This is a genomic window from Sphingomonas sp. 22R3R2A-7 (assembly GCF_036856055.1).
GTDB lineage: Bacteria > Pseudomonadota > Alphaproteobacteria > Sphingomonadales > Sphingomonadaceae > Sphingomonas.
This window is the reverse complement of sequence record NZ_JASPFR010000001.1, coordinates 3,275,443-3,296,227: the sequence shown is the minus strand read 5'-3', so window position 1 is coordinate 3,296,227 and position 20,785 is coordinate 3,275,443. Positions and strand designations below refer to the sequence as shown.

Genomic DNA, 20,785 nt, shown 5'->3' with positions numbered 1-20,785 from the left:
GGGACCCGGAACCCGGGACGACGGCAAGCCGGCATGCGATGAGTTGCACGGCACGAACGACCAGACGATCCGCCTCTCCGCCGCTCAATAGGGCCGGATATGCGCGAACGTCCCTGCCGGCATCGGCCGCCCCCAGTAAAAGCCCTGCGCGAGCGTTGCGCCCAGCCGTCTGGCGACGACGAGATGCTCTTCGGTCTCGATCCCTTCGATCACGGTCTGGACACCGCGTTGCCGACACGACCGGATCACCTGCTCGAGAATGCCAAGACGATCGGGATGTTCGAGACATTGCCGGAAAAAGCCCCGGTCGATCTTCACTTCCGAGATCGGCAGGTTGAAGACACGATCGAAGTTCGTCGCGCCCTTGCCGAAGTCGTCGAGCGAAAACCGGATCCCGGCCTCGCGCAGCGTCGTCATGTCGGTGACCAGGGCAGCGATCGGCACGGGCCGGGCGTCCTCGGTGATCTCGATGAGCAATACGCCGACCGGCACCGCGCGGTCGCGGACCTCGCGCTGCAGCGCCTCCTGGAATCCCGGATCGGCGAGGACCGCCTGGCTGCAGTTCACGGCGACCGCCGCCGATCGCTGTTCGATGGCGAGCGCACGCCACAGGGTAAGCGCGGCCCGCACCGCACAGAGCGTCGCCGCGATCTCGAGCGGCAGGTCCATGACCGCGGTGAACAGGATCTCCGGGTTGATCGACGGGAGGTTGCGCAGCCTTGCCAGCGCCTCATAACCGGCGATCGTGTCGCGGCGGAGATCGATCTTGGGCAGGAAGTCATAGTAGAGATTGTCGAGCAGGCAGCGTCCGTCAGCCAGCGCATCGAGCATCGCGCGCTCGAGCACCGCCGCGTCGCGCCGCTGCGGCGTGACGGCCGTCAGCATCTCCGTCAGCGCGTCCATCTTGTAGGCCTGGTCGAGCACACCGAGCACGAGATGCGATCCGCCCGCGGGGCGCCGATCGGGCGATCGCCCGACAGGGCCCGCCGGCTTGATGACAACCATCGGGCACGTGCCACCCAAGGCGGCCAGGAGCTCGTCGATACGCCCGCCGAGCGCGGCACGGTCACCGACGACCACGTCCGGTCCAAAGGCAACGCCCGCCGCGATCTCCTCGCCGCGGCCGATCCACGCGACCGGATAACCGATGCCGCGAAGCTCCACCTGGGTCTGACGCGAAACGGGATCGTAATCATGGACGAACAGGATGCGCGGCAGGCCGCTCGCATACGGCACGACGTATCCCGGCGCCGTCCGGCCATCGCTCGAGAGTGGCGATAGCCGGGCGGGCATCGGCGGCAAGGGCTTCGGGAATTTCTCGTGGATCACCGGCATGCCCCCTGCTGCGCGAGTATCGCTGTCGCGCTGTGGCGCATGGTTTTGGGAGAGGTCACAAACGTCGTGCTCGTCGCGGCAACGGGCCAGTCCCGGTACACCCTTCCCACCTACTGATCCGAATTAGTACTGTCATCCCTTCTCCTCGGTTGCGAGGCGAATGTCGGAACGGGCGATGAGCAAAACGTTGCCGAATAACCCCTTTTATTTTTACAATTCGGCCGCGCGGTCCCGATGGCCGGGATGCGTCCGCGCCGCACCGTCGATGGGAGCGGCCCGTGACACTGCAGCACGAGGCTTTTGACAGCGCGGTTCGCATCACCTATATGGGTCCCTCACCACAGCATCCGGGAAATGACACGCCGTCGCGCAGCATGTCGATCGTATTGGATGCCGGGGTTTCATACGCCGAAAGCCGCCGCACCTGATGCGCGCGGCCTTTTGTCGTTAATGCACGTCCCGTCCGGGGGTTCCCGGGCACGAAATTACGGCTGACCCGTCAGTTTATTGAGGGCAAATAACCTATGGCTTCCAAGGCGATCAACGAAGGCGGCACGGCCAAGCGCCGCATCCGCAAGGTTTTCGGCAACATCCACGAAGTCGTGCAGATGCCGAACCTGATCGAGGTCCAGCGCGAGAGCTACGAGCAGTTCCTGCGTTCGGACAAGTCGATCGGCCATGTCTCGGGTCTCGAGAAGACGCTGCGCAGCGTGTTCCCGATCCAGGATTTCGCCGGCACCGCCTATCTCGATTTCGACGATTACGTCCTTGAGCCGCCGAAGTTCGACGTCGAGGAATGCCGCCAGCGCGGGATCACCTACGCCGCGCCGATGCGCGTCACGCTGCGTCTGACCGCGTTCGAGGTCGATCCCGATACCGAGGCCAAGTCGGTCATCGATATCAAGGAGCAGGACGTGTACATGGGCGACATGCCGCTCATGACCGAGAACGGCACGTTCTTCATCAATGGCACCGAGCGCGTCATCGTCAGCCAGATGCACCGTTCGCCGGGCGTGCTGTTCGATCACGATCGCGGCAAGACGCACGCGTCGGGCAAGTATCTGTTCGCCGCGCGCGTCATTCCGTATCGCGGTTCGTGGCTCGATTTCGAATTTGACGCGAAGGACATCGTCAACGTCCGCATCGATCGCAAGCGCAAGCTGCCCGTGACGGCTTTGCTCTACGCGCTCGGCATGACGTCGGAAGAGATCCTCAACTATTTCTACAACCGCGTGACGTTCGTCCGCGGCCAGGGTGGCTGGATCGTTCCGTTCCAGGCCGAGAACTGGCGTGGCCAGAAGCCGATGTTCGACATCGTCGATCTGAAGACCGGCGAAGTCGTGTTCCCGAACGGGCAGAAGATTTCGCCCCGCGCGGCGAACAAGGCGTTCAAGGACGGCCTCACCGACCTGCTGATCCCGACCGAGGAAATCTTCGGCCGCTATTCGGCATACGACCTGATCGACGAGTCGACCGGCCGCATCTACATCGAAGCCGGTGACGAAGTGACCGCCGAGAACCTCGAACTGCTCGACCAGGCAGGTATCGAGCGTCTCGAGCTGCTCGACATCGATCACGTCGCGACCGGCCCGTGGATCCGCAACACGCTCAAGGTCGACAAGGCCGAAGAGCGCGAGCAGGCACTGTCCGACATCTACCGCGTGATGCGCCCTGGCGAGCCGCCGACGCTCGAGACCGCCGAGGCGCTGTTCTCGGGTCTGTTCTTCGATCCGGATCGCTACGACCTGTCGGCCGTCGGCCGCGTGAAGCTCAACATGCGTCTCGACCTCGACGTCGAGGACACGGTCACGACGCTGCGCACCGAGGACATTCTCGAGGTCATCAAGACGCTCGTGAACCTCAAGGACGGCAAGGGCGAGATCGACGATATCGACAATCTCGGTAACCGTCGTGTCCGTTCGGTCGGCGAGCTGCTCGAGAACCAGTACCGCGTCGGCCTGCTCCGCATGGAGCGCGCCGTGAAGGAGCGCATGTCGTCGGTCGACGTCTCGACCGTCATGCCGAACGACCTGATCAATGCGAAGCCTGCGGTTGCCGCGGTCCGCGAATTCTTCGGCTCGTCGCAGCTGTCGCAGTTTATGGATCAGACCAACCCGCTGTCGGAAGTTACCCACAAGCGTCGCGTGTCGGCACTTGGACCGGGTGGTCTGACGCGTGAGCGCGCAGGCTTCGAAGTCCGCGACGTTCACCCGACGCATTACGGCCGCATCTGCCCGATCGAGACGCCGGAAGGCCCGAACATCGGTCTGATCAACAGCCTCGCGTCGTTCAGCCGCGTCAACAAGTACGGCTTCATCGAGACTCCGTACCGCAAGGTCGTGGACCACAAGGTGACCGACGACGTCGTGTACCTGTCTGCAATGGAAGAGGCCAAGCACACGATCGCGCAGGCCAACGCCGAGCTGACGTCGGACGGCGGCTTCACCGAGGAGCTCGTGTCGTCGCGTCAGGCGGGCGAATTCCTGATGGCGCTGCCCGACAACATCACGCTGATGGACGTCAGCCCCAAGCAGCTGGTCTCGGTCGCCGCATCGCTCATCCCGTTCCTGGAAAACGATGACGCCAACCGCGCGCTGATGGGCTCGAACATGCAGCGTCAGGCGGTTCCGCTCGTCCAGGCCGAGGCGCCGTTCGTCGGCACCGGCATGGAAGAGACGGTCGCGCGTGACTCGGGCGCCGCCATTTCGGCCAAGCGTGCGGGCATCGTCGACCAGGTCGACGCGGCACGTATCGTCATCCGGGCAACCGGCGAGATCGATGCCGGCAAGTCGGGCGTCGACATCTACACGCTGATGAAGTTCCAGCGCTCGAACCAGTCGACCTGCATCAACCAGCGTCCGCTGGTGAAGGTGGGCGACGTGGTGAAGGCCGGCGACGTGCTCGCCGACGGTCCGTCGACCGAGTTCGGCGAGCTGGCGCTGGGTCGCAACAGCCTCGTCGCGTTCATGCCGTGGAACGGTTACAACTACGAAGATTCGATCCTGATCTCCGAGCGGATCGTGAAGGACGACGTGTTCACGTCGATCCATATCGACGAGTTCGAGGTGATGGCCCGCGATACGAAGCTCGGGCCTGAGGACATCACGCGCGACATCCCGAACGTCGGCGAGGAAGCGCTTCGCAACCTCGACGAGGCGGGCATCGTGTACATCGGTGCAGAGGTCGAGCCGGGCGATATCCTCGCGGGCAAGATCACGCCCAAGGGTGAATCGCCGATGACGCCGGAGGAGAAGCTTCTCCGCGCGATCTTCGGCGAGAAGGCCAGCGACGTGCGCGATACGTCGCTTCGCCTGCCGCCGGGCGTGTCGGGTACGGTCGTCGACGTTCGCGTCTTCAACCGTCACGGCATCGACAAGGACGAGCGCGCGATGGCGATCGAGCGCGAGGAGATCGAGCGGCTGAAGAAGGATTCGGACGACGAGCGTTCGATCCTGAACCGTGCGACCTGGTCGCGTCTCCGCGAGATGCTGCTCGACCAGACGGCCACCTCGGCGCCCAAGGGCGTCAAGAAGGGCGTCGTGATCGACATGGATCTGCTCGACAGCGTCGACCGCCACGAGTGGTGGAAGTTCGCGGTCGCCGACGACAAGATCCAGAGCGATCTGGAAGCGGTCAAGATCCAGTATGACGATGCCGCCAAGCTGATCACCGACAAGTTCCACGATCGTCGCGAGAAGCTGGAGCGTGGTGACGAGCTGTCGCCGGGCGTGCTGAAGATGGTCAAGGTGTTCGTCGCGGTGAAGCGCAAGCTGCAGCCGGGCGACAAGATGGCCGGCCGTCACGGGAACAAGGGCGTCATCAGCCGCATCCTGCCGGCGGAGGACATGCCGTTCCTCGCCGACGGTACGCCGGTCGATATCGTGCTCAACCCGCTGGGCGTGCCGAGCCGCATGAACGTCGGGCAGATCTTCGAGACGCATCTGGGCTGGGCCGCACGCGGCCTGGGTCAGTCGATCACCGCGGCGCTCGAGACGTGGCGCGAGGAGAATCCCGAGGCCAAGGCCGGCGCGATGCCGGAAGCGGTCCGCGATCGCCTCAAGACCGTCTATGGCGAGCAGTATCACGACGAAATCGACGCCCGTTCGGGTGACGAGATCATCGAGCTGGCCAAGAACCTGAAGGGTGGCGTGCCGATGGCGACGCCGGTGTTCGACGGCGCGCGCGAGGCGGACGTGTCGGCGATGCTGGAACTGGCGGGTCTCGATCCGTCGGGCCAGTCGGACCTGTTCGACGGACGTACCGGCGACAAGTTCGATCGCAAGGTGACGGTTGGGTATATCTACATGCTCAAGCTCCACCATCTGGTCGACGACAAGATCCACGCACGCTCGATCGGGCCGTACTCGCTCGTCACGCAGCAGCCGCTGGGTGGTAAGGCGCAGTTCGGCGGTCAGCGCTTCGGCGAGATGGAGGTCTGGGCCCTCCAGGCCTACGGCGCGGCGTATACCTTGCAGGAAATGCTGACGGTGAAGTCGGACGACGTGGTCGGCCGCACCAAGGTCTACGAGGCGATCGTCAAGGGCGACGACACGTTCGAGGCCGGCATCCCGGAGAGCTTCAACGTTCTCGTCAAGGAAATGCGCTCGCTCGGCCTGAATGTGGACCTGAAGCAGTCGGAACCCGGCTTCGACAGCGACGGCATCCAGATCGCGGCGGAGTAAATCCTTTGCCCTCCCCTCCCGCTCGCGGGAGGGGACCGAGGGTGGGCTCCCGGCCGGCAGCGAAACGCGACGTCGATGCCGGGCGCCCACCCCCTCCCAGCCTGAAGAGGCTGGGCCCCTCCCCTCCCGCACGCGGTAGGGGGGAAGATTCTTCCTAAGGACAGCTCATGAACGAGATGACCCCCTTCGCCAATCCGGTCGCCAAGACCGAGACGTTCGACCAGATCCAGATCGGCATCGCGTCCCCGGACAAGATCCGCTCGTGGTCGTTCGGCGAGATCAAGAAGCCCGAGACCATCAACTATCGCACGTTCAAGCCCGAGCGTGACGGCCTGTTCTGCGCGCGCATCTTCGGTCCGATCAAGGATTACGAGTGCCTGTGCGGCAAGTACAAGCGCATGAAGTACAAGGGCATCGTCTGCGAGAAGTGCGGCGTCGAGGTTACCGTCTCGAAGGTCCGCCGCGAGCGGATGGGCCATATCGAGCTCGCCGCCCCGGTTGCGCACATCTGGTTCCTGAAGTCGCTGCCGTCGCGCATCGGCCTGCTGCTCGACATGCAGTTGAAGCAGCTCGAGCGCGTGCTGTACTTTGAGGCGTATATCGTCATCGAGCCGGGCCTGACTCCGCTCGAAAAGTACCAGCTGATGACCGAGGACGAACTCCTCGACGCGCAGGACCAGTATGGCGAGGACGCGTTCTCGGCCGGTATCGGTGCCGAGGCGGTCCGCATCATGCTCGAATCGCTCGATCTCGAGGGTGAGCGTACCACGCTGCTCGAAGAGCTCGCGGTCACCAAGTCCGAGCTGAAGCCCAAGAAGATCATCAAGCGGCTGAAGGTCGTCGAGAGCTTCATCGATCTCGGGCAACCGCCCCGAGTGGATGATCCTCGAGGTCGTGCCGGTCATCCCGCCCGAGCTGCGCCCGCTGGTGCCGCTGGACGGTGGTCGTTTCGCGACGTCGGATCTTAACGATCTGTATCGCCGCGTGATCAACCGCAACAATCGTCTCAAGCGCCTGATGGAGCTCCGCGCGCCGGACATCATCGTCCGCAACGAGAAGCGCATGCTCCAGGAGGCCGTCGACGCATTGTTCGATAACGGCCGCCGCGGTCGCACGATCACGGGCGCCAACAAGCGTCCGCTCAAGTCGCTGTCCGACATGCTCAAGGGCAAGCAGGGCCGCTTCCGCCAGAATCTTCTCGGCAAGCGCGTCGACTATTCGGGTCGTTCGGTCATCGTGACCGGGCCTGAGTTGAAGCTGCACCAGTGCGGCCTGCCGAAGAAGATGGCGCTCGAGCTGTTCAAGCCGTTCATCTACGCGCGTCTCGATGCAAAGGGTCTGTCGATGACCCTGAAGCAGGCGAAGAAGTGGGTCGAGAAGGAGCGCAAGGAAGTCTGGGACATCCTGGACGAGGTGATCCGCGAGCATCCGGTCATGCTGAACCGTGCGCCGACGCTTCACCGTCTGGGCATCCAGGCTTTCGAGCCGGTGCTGATCGAGGGCAAGGCGATCCAGCTTCACCCGCTGGTCTGCTCCGCGTTCAACGCCGATTTCGACGGCGATCAGATGGCCGTGCACGTCCCGCTGAGCCTCGAGGCCCAGCTCGAAGCGCGCGTCCTGATGATGTCGACGAACAACATCCTGTCGCCCGCCAACGGCAAGCCGATCATCGTTCCGTCGCAGGACATGGTCCTCGGTCTCTATTATCTGTCGATGATGAAGGAGAACGAGCCGGGTCAGGGCATGATGATTTCCGACATGTCGGAAGTCCATCAGGCACTGAACGCGCAGTCGGTCACGCTGCACACCAAGATCATCAGCCGCGTCCCGCAGACCGATGAGAAGGGCAAGCAGTACCTCAAGCGCTACGAGACGACCCCGGGCCGCATGCTGCTGGGCGAGTGCCTGCCGCACAGCCACAAGGTGCCGTTCGACACCGTCAACCGCCTTCTGACGAAGAAGGACGTGGGCGACGTGATCGACGAGGTCTATCGTCACACGGGCCAGAAGGAGACCGTGCTGTTCGCCGATGCGATCATGACGCTCGGCTTCCGCCACGCCTTCCGCGCCGGCATCTCGTTCGGCAAGGACGACATGATCATTCCGGACGCCAAGGTGGGTCTGGTCGACGACACCAAGGCGCTCGTGAAGGACTTCGAGCAGCAGTATCAGGATGGTCTGATCACGCAGCAGGAGAAGTACAACAAGGTGATCGACGCCTGGAGCCGTTGCGGCGACCAGGTCGCGAACGCCATGATGGACGAGATCCGTGCGGTGAAGGTCGACAAGGAGACCGGCCGTGAAAAGCCGATCAACTCGATCTACATGATGGCCCATTCGGGTGCTCGTGGTTCGCAGGCGCAGATCAAGCAGCTTGCCGGTATGCGTGGCCTGATGGCCAAGCCGTCGGGCGAGATCATCGAGACGCCGATCATCTCGAACTTCAAGGAAGGCCTGACCGTCCTTGAGTACTTCAACTCGACCCACGGCGCGCGTAAGGGCCTCGCGGATACGGCGTTGAAGACGGCGAACTCGGGGTACCTCACGCGTCGTCTGGTCGATGTGTCGCAGGATTGCGTCATCATCGAACCCGATTGCGGCACGACGCGCGCACTCGAAATGAAGGCGATCCTTCAGGGTGGTTCGACGATCGCAAGCCTCGGCGAGCGCATCCTCGGTCGTACGACCGCGGAGGACATCGTCGATCCGAAGACCGGCAAGGTCATCATCCCGTCGGGCACGCTGCTCGACGAGCCGATGATCACGACGATCGAGGGCCTCGGCACGCAGTCGTGCAAGATCCGCAGCCCGCTGGTCTGCGAGTCGAAGATCGGCGTCTGCGGCAAGTGCTACGGGCGCGATCTCGCCCGCGGTACGCCGGTGAACATCGGTGAAGCTGTCGGCGTCATCGCCGCGCAGTCGATCGGTGAGCCGGGCACGCAGCTGACGATGCGTACGTTCCACATCGGTGGTGCAGCGCAGCTCAACGAAACGTCGAACCTCGAGGCGCATGCCGACGGTACGGTGCAGTTCCGCGATCTGCGTATCATCGTCGACCAGCGTGGCCGTCGCGTGGTGCTCAGCCGCTCGGGCGAAATCGCGATCGTCGACATGGACGGCCGCGAGCTCTCGGTCGATCGTATCCCGTACGGCGCCTATGTGCTGTTCGACGATGGCCACATCGTGTCGCGCGGCGACCGGATGGCCGAGTGGGATCCGTTCACCATGCCGGTGATCACGGAGAACCCGGGCACGATCAAATATGTCGACCTGATCGAGGGCAAGACGCTCACCGAGCAGACCGACGAAGCCACGGGTATCGCCCAGCGCGTCGTGATCGAATATCGTGCGGCGACCAAGTCGAAGGAGGATCTGCGTCCGCGCATGACCCTGCTCGACGAGACGTCGGGCGAAACCGGCCGCTACATGCTGGCGATCGGTGCGACCTTGTCGGTCGAGGATGGCGCACAGGTGTTCGGCGGCGACGTCGTGGCCCGTGTCAGCCGCGAGAGCGCCAAGACGCGCGACATCACCGGTGGTCTGCCGCGCGTTGCCGAGCTGTTCGAGGCGCGTATCCCCAAGGACTCGGCGATCATCGCCAAGATCTCGGGCCGCGTCGTGTTCGGCAAGGATTACAAGGCGAAGCGCAAGATCGGCATCCAGCCCGAGGATGGCGGCGACGTCGTCGAGTATCTGGTGCCCAAGTCGAAGGTCATCGACGTGCAGGAAGGCGATTACGTCAAGCGCGGCGACAACCTGATCGGCGGCTCGCCCGATCCGCACGACATCCTCGAGACGATGGGTATCGAACCCCTCGCCGAGTATCTCGTGTCGGAAATCCAGGAGGTCTATCGTCTCCAGGGCGTGAAGATCAACGACAAGCACATCGAGACGATCGTTCGTCAGATGCTGCAGAAGGTCGAGATCACCGACGGCGGCGACACCACGCTGCTGAAGGGCGAGCAGGTCGATCGCGAGGAAATGGACGCGACCAACGACAAGCTCGACAAGAAGCAGGCGCGTGCGCAGGGCAAGCCCATCCTGCTCGGTATCACCAAGGCGTCGCTGCAGACCCGCAGCTTCATCTCGGCGGCATCGTTCCAGGAGACCACGCGCGTCCTCACCGAAGCGGCTGTCCAGGGTAAGCAGGACATGCTGATGGGCCTGAAGGAAAACGTCATCGTCGGCAGGCTCATCCCGGCAGGCACCGGCGCTGGCCTCAACCGCCTGCGGGTCGTGGCGAACAGCCGCGACGCGTCGATGCGCGTCGCGCAGCGCAAGATGGCCGAAGCCTCGATCATCGCGCCGAAGTCGGCGAAGGAAGAGCATGACGCCGAGCTGGCCCGCTCGCCGCGCGACTCCGGCGGCGCGGGTGAAGACCCGCTCGCAACCGTCGTCACGTCGGGCACCGGCACCGATGCGGATGCCGGCGACTATCTGAACACGCCCGAGTAATCGGGCGCGTCAGACGCTGACGGCAAAAAGGCCGCCGTCCGGGAAACCGGGCGGCGGCCTTTTTCATGGTCCCGGTCGCAGCGGACGCGGACTAGGCGGGGATCGTGTCCAGCGTCCGCGGGATCGTTTCGAACGAACCGCCGGTGATGCGGATTTCGTTGAACGCCGCGGGGCTGCCGCGAGTCCGCTTCGACAACGTCCCGGCGCCGATCATGCGGACGGTCCGACCGCTCCGCTCGACGGGCACGTCGAAGGGATCATGGACGTGTCCCGACAGCACCGCATGCGCGCCCGCATCGGCCAGTGCGGTCAGCGCGACGTCGCCGTTGCGCGTCTTGCCCGTGGCGCTGGTCCCGCCCTCGATCAACGGATGATGCGCGGCGACGAAGATCAGATTGCCCGCGGGCACCTGTCCCATCAGCGTGAGCGCGCGCGACAGGGATCCCGAGCCGACGCGGCCCTTTGACCAGTTCCACCGCCATTGTGCGCGCGCGGTCGTCTTGAGCGGGACGATGGTTATCCCGGGCAGTTCGAGGGGCCGCTCGATCATCGTCTCGACTGCCGCATAACGCTGATAGGGGGCGAACAGGCGACGGAACGGGTCCCAGTAATATGGGATGTCGTGGTTGCCGACTTCGAGCGTCACGGGCACGCCGAGGCTTCGCAGCCAGTCGCCGCCCTGCTGGAACTCCGCCTTGGTCGCGCGCATCGTCAGGTCGCCCGTCATGATCACCGCATCGGGACGCTCAGCCTTCACGCACGCGGAGAACCACGCGATCGCCGCGGGGTCCTCCGCACCGAAATGCACGTCGCTGACATGAAACAGCGTCAGGCCGCGACCACCCTGCCCCGCCTGGTCAGGCAATTTCGGACATCCGCGACGGCTCATGGATCGGGCAGCCGTTGAACGAGCCGCGGAAATCCGCCGACAGTTCGTAGGTTTCCTTGCGCGCGCGGTTGATGCCGCCGAGCGGCTGGTGATCGGTGACGCCGTGCCAGACGCTGTACGACAGCGCGTCCTCGGTCTTTTCGCTCGCGCCGTTTTCCCACGACAGCTGCGGTTCGACGGTCAGCTTGCCGACCGTCACGAACGGACTTTGCGCCTGGTCCCATTCCACCGACGCATCCTCGATCGGCATCGTCTCGAGATCGGTGTTGAGCTGCACACGCAATTCCCACGTGCCGCCATGCTCGATCAACTCCTCGCGCACGACTTCGCGCAGCGCATCGGGACGCGCGGTGATGTCGACGATGTCACCCGTCAGCCGCGTCAGTTCCGGGGCGACCGGGAACAGCGCGAATTTGGCGATATACGCGCCGTAGCGGAACGGCGTCTGCGAGAAATAGGTCTCACCGAGCGGATGGACGGGCTTGGCGCCTCCCATCGTCTTCAGCGTCGCCGATTCCGTGCCCACGGCTTCCAGCGCGGATTCGACGACGCGCAGCGTGGCCGACATCGCCTTCTTCAGACCGTCGAGCCGATCCGTCGTCTTCGACAAAAGCTTGAGGTTCTTCGAGAATGCCTTGGCATCGGGCGCGGCAAACGCCGGTCCGTTGACCATGATGAAGTCCTGCGTGGTCGCGTTCTCCGCGCCCGGCAGCCGGCTTCCCTCGACGTCGAGGATCTTCAGCGCGATGCCACGCGGCAGGCTCACGCTGTCGTCGAGGATATCGCCCGCGTTGGTCGAAATGCGCAGGATCGCGTCGTGCGTGCCCGGCGTCGCGAAGATTCCCTGCGCGAGGACCGGGGGCAATCCCTCGGCGACGGTGAACACGCCCCGGACGATGCCGTGCGCCTTGGCATGCACTGCGCGGACCGCATGGCCATAATCCTTCGACGTCGTGTCGAGGATCTCGCGGAAGCTGTCCTTGAGCGATGCAAGCGTCTCCGCCTCGTCGTCGGCGATCGTCTCGACCGAGGGGTCAAAACGTACGGGCTGTGTGGCCATGGCGAATCTCCTATCGTTACCTAGCCGTAACCCTCCGCCCTATCACGGCGTTCCCGTTCAACGCGTTGCGTACGGTCGCGCACCGTTACCGTCTCTGGCGGGCGATGCCCTGGAGGACGGGCCTGCCACAGCGTTGCAATGCCGGGCCGCGCGGTCCAACGCGCTCCGACCCGAGCCCGGGCTATCGGAGGAGAACCAGATGCAGTGTCCCGTTGTCACCGCCCCCACGATCGGAATCGCCGGCGCGACCGATCGCTTTCCCGTCCGCAGGATCTTCTGCGTGGGTCAGAACTATGCCGATCACGCGCGCGAGATGGGCTCCGATCCGGAGCGGCAGGAGCCGTTCTTCTTCACCAAGCCCGCGGATGCGGTCGTGCCGGGCGGCGGCACGCTGCCCTATCCCAGCATGACGCAGGACCTGCATCACGAGGTCGAGCTCGTCGTCGCGCTCGGTGCGGGCGGAAAGGACATCGCTGTCGATGACGCGCTCGCGACGGTCTTCGGCCATGCCGTCGGCATCGACCTGACGCGGCGCGACCTGCAGGGCGCTGCGAAAAAGGCAGGGCGCCCGTGGGACATGGCAAAGGGGTTCGACCGGTCCGCCCCGATCGCGGCACTGACGCGCGGTACGCCGCCCGCGGCAGGACCGATCGCGCTGACGATCGACGGCGAGCCCCGGCAGGCCGGCGATCTGTCGATGATGATCTGGTCGGTAGCCGAGGTGATCGCCGCGCTGTCGCGCTTCGTCGAGCTCGCGCCGGGCGACCTGATCTTCACCGGGACACCCGCGGGCGTCGGCCCGATCACGCCCGGCCAGCACGTTCGCGCAACCATCGCCGACCTCGAGCCACTCGAGATCCGGTTCGCCGACTGATCGTCGCGGCGCATGCGATTGTCCCGGGCCGAGACCTAAGTCGGGTTTCTTTTCGTACAATCCGCCCGCATGGGTGATCGCAATAACTAAAGGATGATGATCATGGCGGATGGATTGACCGGGGGCCTGCTCGACCGGGCACGCACGGTGGCGAGGCCAGGCTTCAATCGCTGGCTGGTCCCGCCCTGTGCGCTCGCCATCCATCTGTGCATCGGCATGGCCTATGGCTTCAGCGTCTTCTGGCTGCCGCTGTCGCGCGCGATCGGGATGACCGATCCCGTCGTCTGCGAGAACATGACGCTCGTGCAGGCGCTGACGACCACGACGTGCGACTGGCGGGTCAGCGATCTTGTCTGGACCTATACGCTGTTCTTCGTCGTGCTCGGCGCGGCCGCCGCGATCTGGGGTGGCTGGCTCGAGCGCGCGGGTCCGCGCAAGGCTGGCGTGGTCGCGGCCTTTTGCTGGTGCGGCGGCATGGGGATCGGCGCGATCGGCGTGTCGATGCACCAATTATGGCTGATCTGGCTCGGCTCGGGCGTGATCGGCGGCATCGGCCTCGGTCTCGGCTATATCTCGCCCGTCTCGACGCTCATCAAATGGTTTCCCGATCGCCGCGGGATGGCGACGGGCATGGCGATCATGGGCTTTGGCGGCGGCGCGATGATCGGCAGCCCGCTCGCCAACGCGCTGATGAAGTATTTCGCGAGCCCCACGGGCGTCGGCGTCTGGCAGACGTTCCTCGTCCTCGCGGTCATCTATTTCGTGTTCATGATGGCCGGTGCGCTCGGATATCGTGTGCCCGCCGATGGGTGGAAGCCCGCAGGCTGGACGGCGCCAACGGATGCGAAGGCCGCGATCAGCCGCTTCAATGTCCATCTGAAGGACGCGCACAAGACGCCGCAATTCTGGCTCATCTGGGTCGTGCTGCTGCTCAACGTCTCGGCGTCGATCGGTATCATTGGCGTTGCCTCGCCGATGCTGCAGGAGATATTCGGCGGGCGGCTGATCGATGCACCCGGCGTCATCTTCACCGCGTTTTCGGAAAGCCAGAAGGTCGCAGCCGCCGCAGTCGGCGCCGGTTTCGTCGGTGCGATCAGCCTGTTCAACATCGGTGGCCGCTTCTTCTGGGCATGGTTCTCCGACCGGCTGGGGCGCAAGCCGCTCTACGCGGTCATCCTCGCGATCGGTGCCGTGCTCTACGGTATCGCGGCACCCGCACTGGCGGGCAGCAGCCTCGGCCTGTTCATCCTCGTCTTCTGCATCCTCGCCTCCACCTATGGCGGCGGCTTTGCGACGGTGCCTGCCTATCTCGCGGACATATTCGGGACCAAGTTCGTCGGCGCGATCCATGGCCGCCTGCTGACCGCATGGTCGACGGCCGGCGTGGTCGGGCCGCTGCTGGTCGCCAACATGCGGGACGGCCGGATCGCCGCAGGGATTCCGCGCGATCAGGTCTATCAGCCGATCTTCCTGATGCTGGCCGCGATGCTCGTCGTGGGGTTCGTCGCGAACCTGTTCGTCAAGCCGGTCGCCGACCGTTTCCACATGCCGGCGGACGAGACCCCCGCCCCCATCACCATCGACGGGTCGACGTCCGCAGCCGAAGCGCTCGAGGCGAAGACCGCATCGAGCCCCATGGTCGTGTTTGCCTGGGTCGCGGTCGGGATCCCCATCCTGTGGGGCATCTACATGACCGTGTCGAAGGCGGTCATCCTGTTCGAATAAGCTATCCCGGGCGCCGTCTCACCCAGGCGGCGCCCGTCTTTCGCAGACGCGTTTAGAGAACGCCCTGCGGCCCAAAGTTCCAGATCTCGGGGTTTTTGTCGCAACGACTGGAGCGGGTGAAGGGAATCGAACCCTCGTCACTTGCTTGGGAAGCAAAAGCTCTACCATTGAGCTACACCCGCATGCCGTATTCGCGCTGGTCGATCGACCAGCCGAACCGCATCGCACTGCGATGGCGAGCGTCTATCGGCTCGGCGCGGACGGCGCAAGATGCTTCTGAGCGATCGATACCGCGATCCACGTCCCGAACGACACGGGTGACGACCGCGTCACCGAACTGTCACCGCCACGTCACCCAGATGCCATCCGCGTCCCATAGGCACCCCCGCAGGCCAGCCGACCAGCTGGACCACTGGGGGAAGTATCATGATCATCGGCCTGTCGCACCGCTCACGCGGTCCCGTTCTCCTGCGCGCGCTGTTGCTCGGCTGTGCGGTGATGCCGCTCGCATCGGGCATTGCGCGCGCCGAGACGAAAGCCGACCCCGCCGGAGCGCCGCGCGCGAGCGGCAGCATCACCGGCGTCGTGTCGCAGCAGGGTAGCGGCGACTATCTCGATGGCGCGTCGGTATCGATCCCCGCGCTGGGCCTCGCCACCGCCGCCGACCGGACGGGGCGGTTCTCGCTGACCGGCGTCCCCGCAGGCACGCACGATGTCGTGATCCGCTATGTCGGCTTCCCCGACGTCACGCGCAGCGTGACGGTCGCGGACGCCGCAGTGCCGCTCGACGTCGCGATGACGGCGTCGGCGCCTGACGCCGATGCGGAGATCGTGGTTTCGGGTTCGCGGCCGATCGCCGAGTCCGAAGCCGCAGCACTTCAGATCCAGCGGACCAGCCCGTCGCTCGTCTCGGTCATCGCGTCGGACTCGATCGGGCGCCTGCCCGACCAGAACGTCGCGCAGGCGGTCAGCCGGCTGCCCGGCGTCGGCGTCCAGCGTGACCAGGGCCAGGCGCGGTACATCACGCTGCGCGGCGCGCCGATCAACTGGACCACGCTGTCGTTCGACGGGATCAACGTCGTCAGCCCGGAGGGCCGCGATGCGCGCTTCGACTCGATCCCCTCGGCGATCGCGTCGCAGATCATCGTCCGCAAGGCGGTGACCCCCGACATGACCGGCGAGACGATCGCGGGCAATGTCGACATCATCACGCGCTCGGCCTTCGACTATCCAGGGCTGAAGGTGCAGGCCAAGGGCGGGGCGGGCCATGTCGAACTGGGCAAGAAGACGGAATATGAAGGCTCGCTCGTCGTGTCCGACCGGATCGACACGGGAATCGGCGAGTTCGGCATCGTCTCGTCCGCCAGCCTGTATCGGCGCGGCATGGTCACCGACAATTTCGAGACCGATTTCGAGGCGGTCGATCGCGACCTCCGCCCGGGCTATCAGACGCGCAACTGGGCGCGCGAGACCGAGAACAAGCTCTACCGGCTGACGCGCAAGAACTATTCGCTGTCGACCCGGCTCGACTGGCGCCCTGCCCCCGGTCACAAGCTGTTCGCCGAAACCATCTATTCGGCGTTTCAGGACGACGAGCAGCGCAACAACTACATCTTCGATCTCGACGACCAGCAATCGCGCACACCCAATGGCACCGCCGCCTGTTCGGTGAACGCGCGTCCCGCCTCGGGGACCACCGGCTATGCCGACGTCTGCACGGGCAACACGCCGCTGCTCGGCACGGTGTACGGCGTCGATCTCAATTCGAACTTCACGGTGCGCAAGTACAAGCAGTCGGTGTTCACCAACACGCTGGGCGGCGATCACGAGCTGGGCGACTGGAAGGTCGCATGGCGCGGCAACTTCACGCGCTCGATCGACGACCGGTCGCAGCCCGCGCAGCTGAACTATGACAGCCCCTCGTTCGGGACCAACGGCGCAAACGCCGCCAACCGGCTGACCGTCGGCTACGACCTGACCGATCCGCAGCTCGCGAAGGTCGAGCTGTACCGCACGATCCGCAACCCAGACGGCACCTTCTCGCGCGGCGACCGGGTGACCGCGATCGAGGATTTCCCGCGCACCCTCTCGCGCCTGCGCTCGCTCAAGGCGCAGGACGTCACCGAGGCCTATACCGCAAAGCTCGACATCAGCCGTGCGGCGACGGTGTTCGGGGCCTCGACGGTGTTCGCGGCCGGCATCCGCTATGACGACCGCACCAAGATCTCGAACGAATATCTGCTCGACCTGAGCACGCCCGCGCAGTTCGCCGCGGCCGGCATTCCGACCAACTATGCGGCGATCGCCAAGCCCGGCGGGTTCCAGGGCGAGATCCCGCTCGGCTACACCTTCCAGTATTTCGACCGCGACAAGGTCCTCGGGCTTGTCGACCAGGCACAGGCCGTCGGCAGCTATGTGCGTACCGATGCCAATTTCTACGACGTCGGCGAGCAGGTCTATGCGGGCTATGCGATGGCGACCGCGACAACCAACTGGGGCAGCGTGATCGGCGGCGCGCGCGTCGAGCATATCCGCAACGATGCGCAGGCCTTCTCGACCGTCGGGTTGCTCGACGTGAAATCGAGCCAGACGCTCGTCTATCCGAGCCTTCACCTCAACTGGGACGTCAACGACCGGATGAAGGCGCGGTTGTCGTTCAACACCGGCGCCGCACGCCCCGATTACGACCAGCTTCGCCCCAACCTGTCTTATGACGACGCGAACCGGACGATCAGCGGCGGCAACCCGGACGCGAAGCCCGAAAAGGCCAAGGGTGTCGATCTCTACGTCGAATATTACACGATGCCGCGCGGCTTCCTGTCGATCGGCGCCTATTACAAGGACGTCACCGACGTCCTGTTCGACTCGACGCAGAGCTTTGGCCGGTCGATCCTGAACACCAACGGGGTCGATCGCTCGGATTATGTCTTCTCGACCGTCGTCAACGGCGGCAGCGGCTATATCATGGGGATCGAAGGCGCGATCCAGCAGCAGCTCGATCCGTTCGTCGCCGATCTCGGCCTGCCCGAATGGATGGGCGGGTTCGGCGTCCAGCTCAACGCGACGATCAACAAGAGCCGCGCCGAAACCCCCGGCACCGCCGCGCTGCCGTCGCGCAAGGTCCCGCTTCCCGGCGCCTCCGACGCGATCTACAACCTGATCGCCTATTACGAGAAATACGGCTTTTCGGCGCGTGTCTCGTATCAGAACCGGTCGGCATGGCTCGATGCGATCGGTGGCACCGCCAATATCTCGGGCCTCGTCCGCGGGATCGACGGCGGCGATTTCTATTGGGCCAAGGACAATGAACTCGACGCGAGCGTACGTTATGCGATCAACGGAAACGTCGAGATCTACGGCGATTTCGCGAACCTGCTGAACGGTCCCGGTCGCCGCTATGCCGGATCGTCGGCCTACACGATCGAGCACGAGACGTTCGGACGCCGCTACACCGGCGGCGTGCGAGTGACGTTCTGATGCGCGCGTTTCCCCTTGCCGCGCTCCTGCTGTGCGGCTGCGTGACGCAGACGACGATGACGCCAGCCGCCGTGCCAACGGTGGCGGCGACGGTGGCGGCGACGGCCGAGACCGATCCGGTGGACAGCGTGTCGGATGCGGCCGACGATCCCGCGATCTGGCGCAACGCGGCCGATCCCGCGAAAAGCCTCGTGATCGGGACGGACAAGCAGGTGGGGATTCATGTCTACAGCCTTGCCGGCAAGCGGCTGAGCTTCACCCCCGCCGCGCGATTGAATAATGTCGACATTCGCACGTCGGGCGGGCGCGTGATCGCCGCCGCGAGCGACCGTGCGGAGCTGGCGACGGCGCACGTCGCGCTGTTCGTGCTCGACACGGCTGCGGCACGACTGGTGCCGCTCGGCCGGTTTCCCGTCGGTCCCGGCGAAGCCTATGGCATGTGCCTGTGGACCCGCGCACGCGACAAGGCGCTGTTCGGCTTTGTCGTCCTGAAGGACGGCCGGATCGACCAGGTCGCGATCGACCTCTCGGCTGCCGCCCCCAAAGTCACGACGGTGCGCTCGATGAAGCTTGCCAGCCAGGCCGAAGGCTGCGTCGTCGACGACCGGACCGGGCTGCTCTACGTCGCTGAGGAGGATGTCGGGCTCTGGCGGTTCGACGCGGAGCCTGCGGCCGCGCCGACCGCGACGCCGATCGCGAAGGTCGACGGCAAGACGCTCGTCGCGGATGCCGAAGGGGTTGCGCTCGCCCCGTCGGGCCGGACCGGCGGCTATCTCGTGGCCTCGAGTCAGGGTGACAATGCCTACACGCTTTACCGACTGCCCGGCGCGACTTTTGCGGGGCGGTTCCGTATCGGTGGCGGCGCGATCGACGGCACGAGCGAGACCGACGGGATCGAACTCGCGCTCGGCAATTTCGGGCCGGACTATCCGACGGGGCTGTTCGTCGCGCAGGACGGCGACAATGCGCCCGACACGCAGAATTTCAAGTTCGTCAGCTGGTCGAGAATACGGCGCGCGCTCAAACGCTGAGATGCGCGCGGCGTTCGACAGCGCGGCCACGGAACGTCCGCCCCGGTCCCGCGCTATAGCGGCATGCGCGCGGTCCGATGATCGGATCGCGCGACCGCGAGGACGATGATGACCGAACCCCGTACCGCCACGCTGCACCGGATGGTGCTCCCCGACCATGTCTGCCCGTTCGGCATCCGTGCGAAGCAGTTGCTGCAGGCGGAAGGCTATGACATAGATGACCGCATCCTGCGCGACCGCGACGCGGTCGAGGCGTTCAAGGCCGAGCACGGCATCGCGACGACGCCCTTGATCGTGATCGACGGCGAGACGATCGGCGGCTGTGACGATCTCGAACGCTATCTCGCGGCGCGCTGAGTCATGGCGCACCCCCTCCCCGCTACCGATGCCGCGGACGATGCGGTCAACTCGGGCGGCCCCGCGCTGTCACGCGCCGCGTCTGCGCTCATCATCGTCGCGGTGCTCGGCGTGAGTGCGGCGATCGGGCGACGCAACGCGCCCGATCCGTCGCACCCCGCGACCCGGCGCTGGTACAAGCGGCTCGACAAGCCGTCCTTCACGCCGCCCGATGCGGTCTTCGGTGCGGTCTGGCCCGTGCTCGAGACCGGGCTCGCGGTGGGCGGCTATCGCCTGCTCCGTCAGCCCGCCAGCACGATGCGTACGGGCGCTGTCGGACTCTGGCTGCTCAACACCGCGATGGTCGGCGGCTGGACCGAGATGTTCTTCCGCAAGCATGCACTGCGATCGAGCGCCGCCGTCGCCGGCGCGATGGTCGCGACCGGCGGCGCTTACGTCGCGACCGCGGCAAAGGTCGACCGCCCGGCGGCACTGCTCGGCGTTCCGTTTGTCGGCTGGCTGGGTTTTGCGACGGTGCTTGCAGCGCGGATCAGCGCGACCAACACGGATCGCGCCCGATGACCCGCCTGACCGTCTGGCATGACGGCGACTGTCCGCTATGCCGACGGGAAATTGCGATCATGCGACGCCTCGATCGGCGCGGTGCGATCGAATTCATCGATGCGACCAGCCCCGACGCGACGTGTCCGATCGACCGGCGCGCGCTGCTGGCGCGGTTTCATGCCCGCGAGGACGGCATGCTGCTATCCGGCGCCGCCGCGTTCGCCGCAATGTGGCGCGCGATCCCGGTGCTGCGGCCGCTCGGCATGCTCGCCCGCAACCCGCTGGCGTTGCGGCTCATGGAACGCGCCTATCTCGGCTTCCTCGTCGTCCGCCCCCGTTTGCAGACGCTGCTCGGGG

General features: G+C 65.3%; 13 protein-coding genes, 1 tRNA gene and 1 pseudogene. 11 read left to right on the top strand and 4 right to left on the bottom strand.

Translation table 11 applies throughout. The features are described from left to right. Positions 1-84: 84 nt before the first annotated feature. Positions 85-1,335: an EAL domain-containing protein gene (locus QP165_RS15750; protein ID WP_333996326.1), complete on the bottom strand. Its 1,251-nt coding sequence runs from the start codon at positions 1,333-1,335 to the stop codon at positions 85-87. A gap of 278 nt (positions 1,336-1,613) precedes the next feature. On the opposite strand from QP165_RS15750, the gene QP165_RS15745 reads away from it, so the two are divergent. The 4 genes from QP165_RS15745 (at position 1,614) to rpoC (ending at position 10,472) form a co-directional block, all read left to right on the top strand. Continuing rightward, complete coding sequence (locus tag QP165_RS15745) at positions 1,614-1,763, top strand: hypothetical protein (protein ID WP_333996325.1); 150 nt, start codon at positions 1,614-1,616, stop codon at positions 1,761-1,763. 96 nt (positions 1,764-1,859) lie between these two features. After that, positions 1,860-6,017, top strand: coding sequence for a DNA-directed RNA polymerase subunit beta (gene rpoB, locus QP165_RS15740; protein WP_333996324.1), 4,158 nt, complete (start codon positions 1,860-1,862; stop codon positions 6,015-6,017). Between the two features lie 167 nt (positions 6,018-6,184). Beyond that, positions 6,185-6,985 (top strand): hypothetical protein, encoded by an 801-nt coding sequence (locus tag QP165_RS20105; RefSeq protein ID WP_443019313.1) that lies wholly within the window; start codon positions 6,185-6,187, stop codon positions 6,983-6,985. After that, positions 6,897-10,472, top strand: a complete 3,576-nt coding sequence (gene rpoC, locus QP165_RS15735) for a DNA-directed RNA polymerase subunit beta' (protein ID WP_443019312.1) — start codon at positions 6,897-6,899, stop codon at positions 10,470-10,472. Before QP165_RS20105 ends, rpoC begins: the two co-directional genes overlap by 89 nt. 91 nt (positions 10,473-10,563) lie before the next feature. Here the strand turns inward: rpoC and QP165_RS15730 are convergent, their stop codons facing one another. Both QP165_RS15730 and QP165_RS15725 read right to left on the bottom strand, forming a co-directional pair. Next, positions 10,564-11,337, bottom strand: a complete 774-nt coding sequence (locus QP165_RS15730) for a metallophosphoesterase family protein (protein WP_443019311.1) — start codon at positions 11,335-11,337, stop codon at positions 10,564-10,566. Further along, positions 11,330-12,421: a catalase family protein gene (locus QP165_RS15725; RefSeq protein WP_333996323.1), complete on the bottom strand. Its 1,092-nt coding sequence runs from the start codon at positions 12,419-12,421 to the stop codon at positions 11,330-11,332. Before QP165_RS15725 ends, QP165_RS15730 begins: the two co-directional genes overlap by 8 nt. Before the next feature lie 199 nt (positions 12,422-12,620). Between QP165_RS15725 and QP165_RS15720 the strand changes: the two genes are divergently transcribed. After that, positions 12,621-13,295, top strand: coding sequence for a fumarylacetoacetate hydrolase family protein (locus tag QP165_RS15720; protein WP_333996322.1), 675 nt, complete (start codon positions 12,621-12,623; stop codon positions 13,293-13,295). Between the two features lie 102 nt (positions 13,296-13,397). Beyond that, on the top strand, positions 13,398-15,020 hold the full coding sequence (locus QP165_RS15715; protein ID WP_333996321.1) for an OFA family MFS transporter: 1,623 nt from the start codon (positions 13,398-13,400) through the stop codon (positions 15,018-15,020). Positions 15,021-15,128: 108 nt separating this feature from the next. Here QP165_RS15715 and QP165_RS15710 read toward each other — a convergent pair. Then, a tRNA-Gly gene (locus tag QP165_RS15710) sits at positions 15,129-15,202 on the bottom strand. 244 nt (positions 15,203-15,446) lie between these two features. Here QP165_RS15710 and QP165_RS15705 point away from each other — a divergent pair. The 5 genes and pseudogenes from QP165_RS15705 to QP165_RS15685 form a co-directional block, all read left to right on the top strand. Next, on the top strand, positions 15,447-18,497 hold the full coding sequence (locus QP165_RS15705; RefSeq protein WP_333996320.1) for a TonB-dependent receptor: 3,051 nt from the start codon (positions 15,447-15,449) through the stop codon (positions 18,495-18,497). Then, positions 18,497-19,528 carry a phytase gene (locus tag QP165_RS15700; protein WP_333996319.1) on the top strand — a complete coding sequence of 344 codons (1,032 nt, stop codon included), beginning with the start codon at positions 18,497-18,499 and terminating at the stop codon, positions 19,526-19,528. The genes QP165_RS15705 and QP165_RS15700 overlap by 1 nt, the downstream gene beginning before the upstream one ends. A 108-nt stretch (positions 19,529-19,636) precedes the next feature. Continuing rightward, positions 19,637-19,885 (top strand): glutaredoxin domain-containing protein, encoded by a 249-nt coding sequence (locus QP165_RS15695; protein ID WP_333996318.1) that lies wholly within the window; start codon positions 19,637-19,639, stop codon positions 19,883-19,885. Between the two features lie 3 nt (positions 19,886-19,888). Continuing rightward, on the top strand, positions 19,889-20,446 hold the full coding sequence (locus tag QP165_RS15690; RefSeq protein WP_333996317.1) for a TspO/MBR family protein: 558 nt from the start codon (positions 19,889-19,891) through the stop codon (positions 20,444-20,446). Continuing rightward, positions 20,443-20,778, top strand: a pseudogene (locus QP165_RS15685) (thiol-disulfide oxidoreductase DCC family protein); the annotation flags it as partial. The gene QP165_RS15690 and the pseudogene QP165_RS15685, both read left to right, overlap by 4 nt. Positions 20,779-20,785 lie beyond the last annotated feature (7 nt).

What these genes read in the sequence shown, in the direction of transcription:
- QP165_RS15750 (WP_333996326.1), bottom strand. Translation starts at nt 1,335, where the DNA reads ATGCCGGTGATCCACGAGAAATTCCCGAAGCCCTTGCCGCCGATGCCC.
- rpoB (WP_333996324.1), top strand. Translation starts at nt 1,860, where the DNA reads ATGGCTTCCAAGGCGATCAACGAAGGCGGCACGGCCAAGCGCCGCATC.
- QP165_RS20105 (WP_443019313.1), top strand. Translation starts at nt 6,185, where the DNA reads ATGAACGAGATGACCCCCTTCGCCAATCCGGTCGCCAAGACCGAGACG.
- rpoC (WP_443019312.1), top strand. Translation starts at nt 6,897, where the DNA reads ATGATCCTCGAGGTCGTGCCGGTCATCCCGCCCGAGCTGCGCCCGCTG.
- QP165_RS15725 (WP_333996323.1), bottom strand. Translation starts at nt 12,421, where the DNA reads ATGGCCACACAGCCCGTACGTTTTGACCCCTCGGTCGAGACGATCGCC.
- QP165_RS15720 (WP_333996322.1), top strand. Translation starts at nt 12,621, where the DNA reads ATGCAGTGTCCCGTTGTCACCGCCCCCACGATCGGAATCGCCGGCGCG.
- QP165_RS15715 (WP_333996321.1), top strand. Translation starts at nt 13,398, where the DNA reads ATGGCGGATGGATTGACCGGGGGCCTGCTCGACCGGGCACGCACGGTG.
- QP165_RS15705 (WP_333996320.1), top strand. Translation starts at nt 15,447, where the DNA reads ATGATCATCGGCCTGTCGCACCGCTCACGCGGTCCCGTTCTCCTGCGC.
- QP165_RS15700 (WP_333996319.1), top strand. Translation starts at nt 18,497, where the DNA reads ATGCGCGCGTTTCCCCTTGCCGCGCTCCTGCTGTGCGGCTGCGTGACG.
- QP165_RS15695 (WP_333996318.1), top strand. Translation starts at nt 19,637, where the DNA reads ATGACCGAACCCCGTACCGCCACGCTGCACCGGATGGTGCTCCCCGAC.
- QP165_RS15690 (WP_333996317.1), top strand. Translation starts at nt 19,889, where the DNA reads ATGGCGCACCCCCTCCCCGCTACCGATGCCGCGGACGATGCGGTCAAC.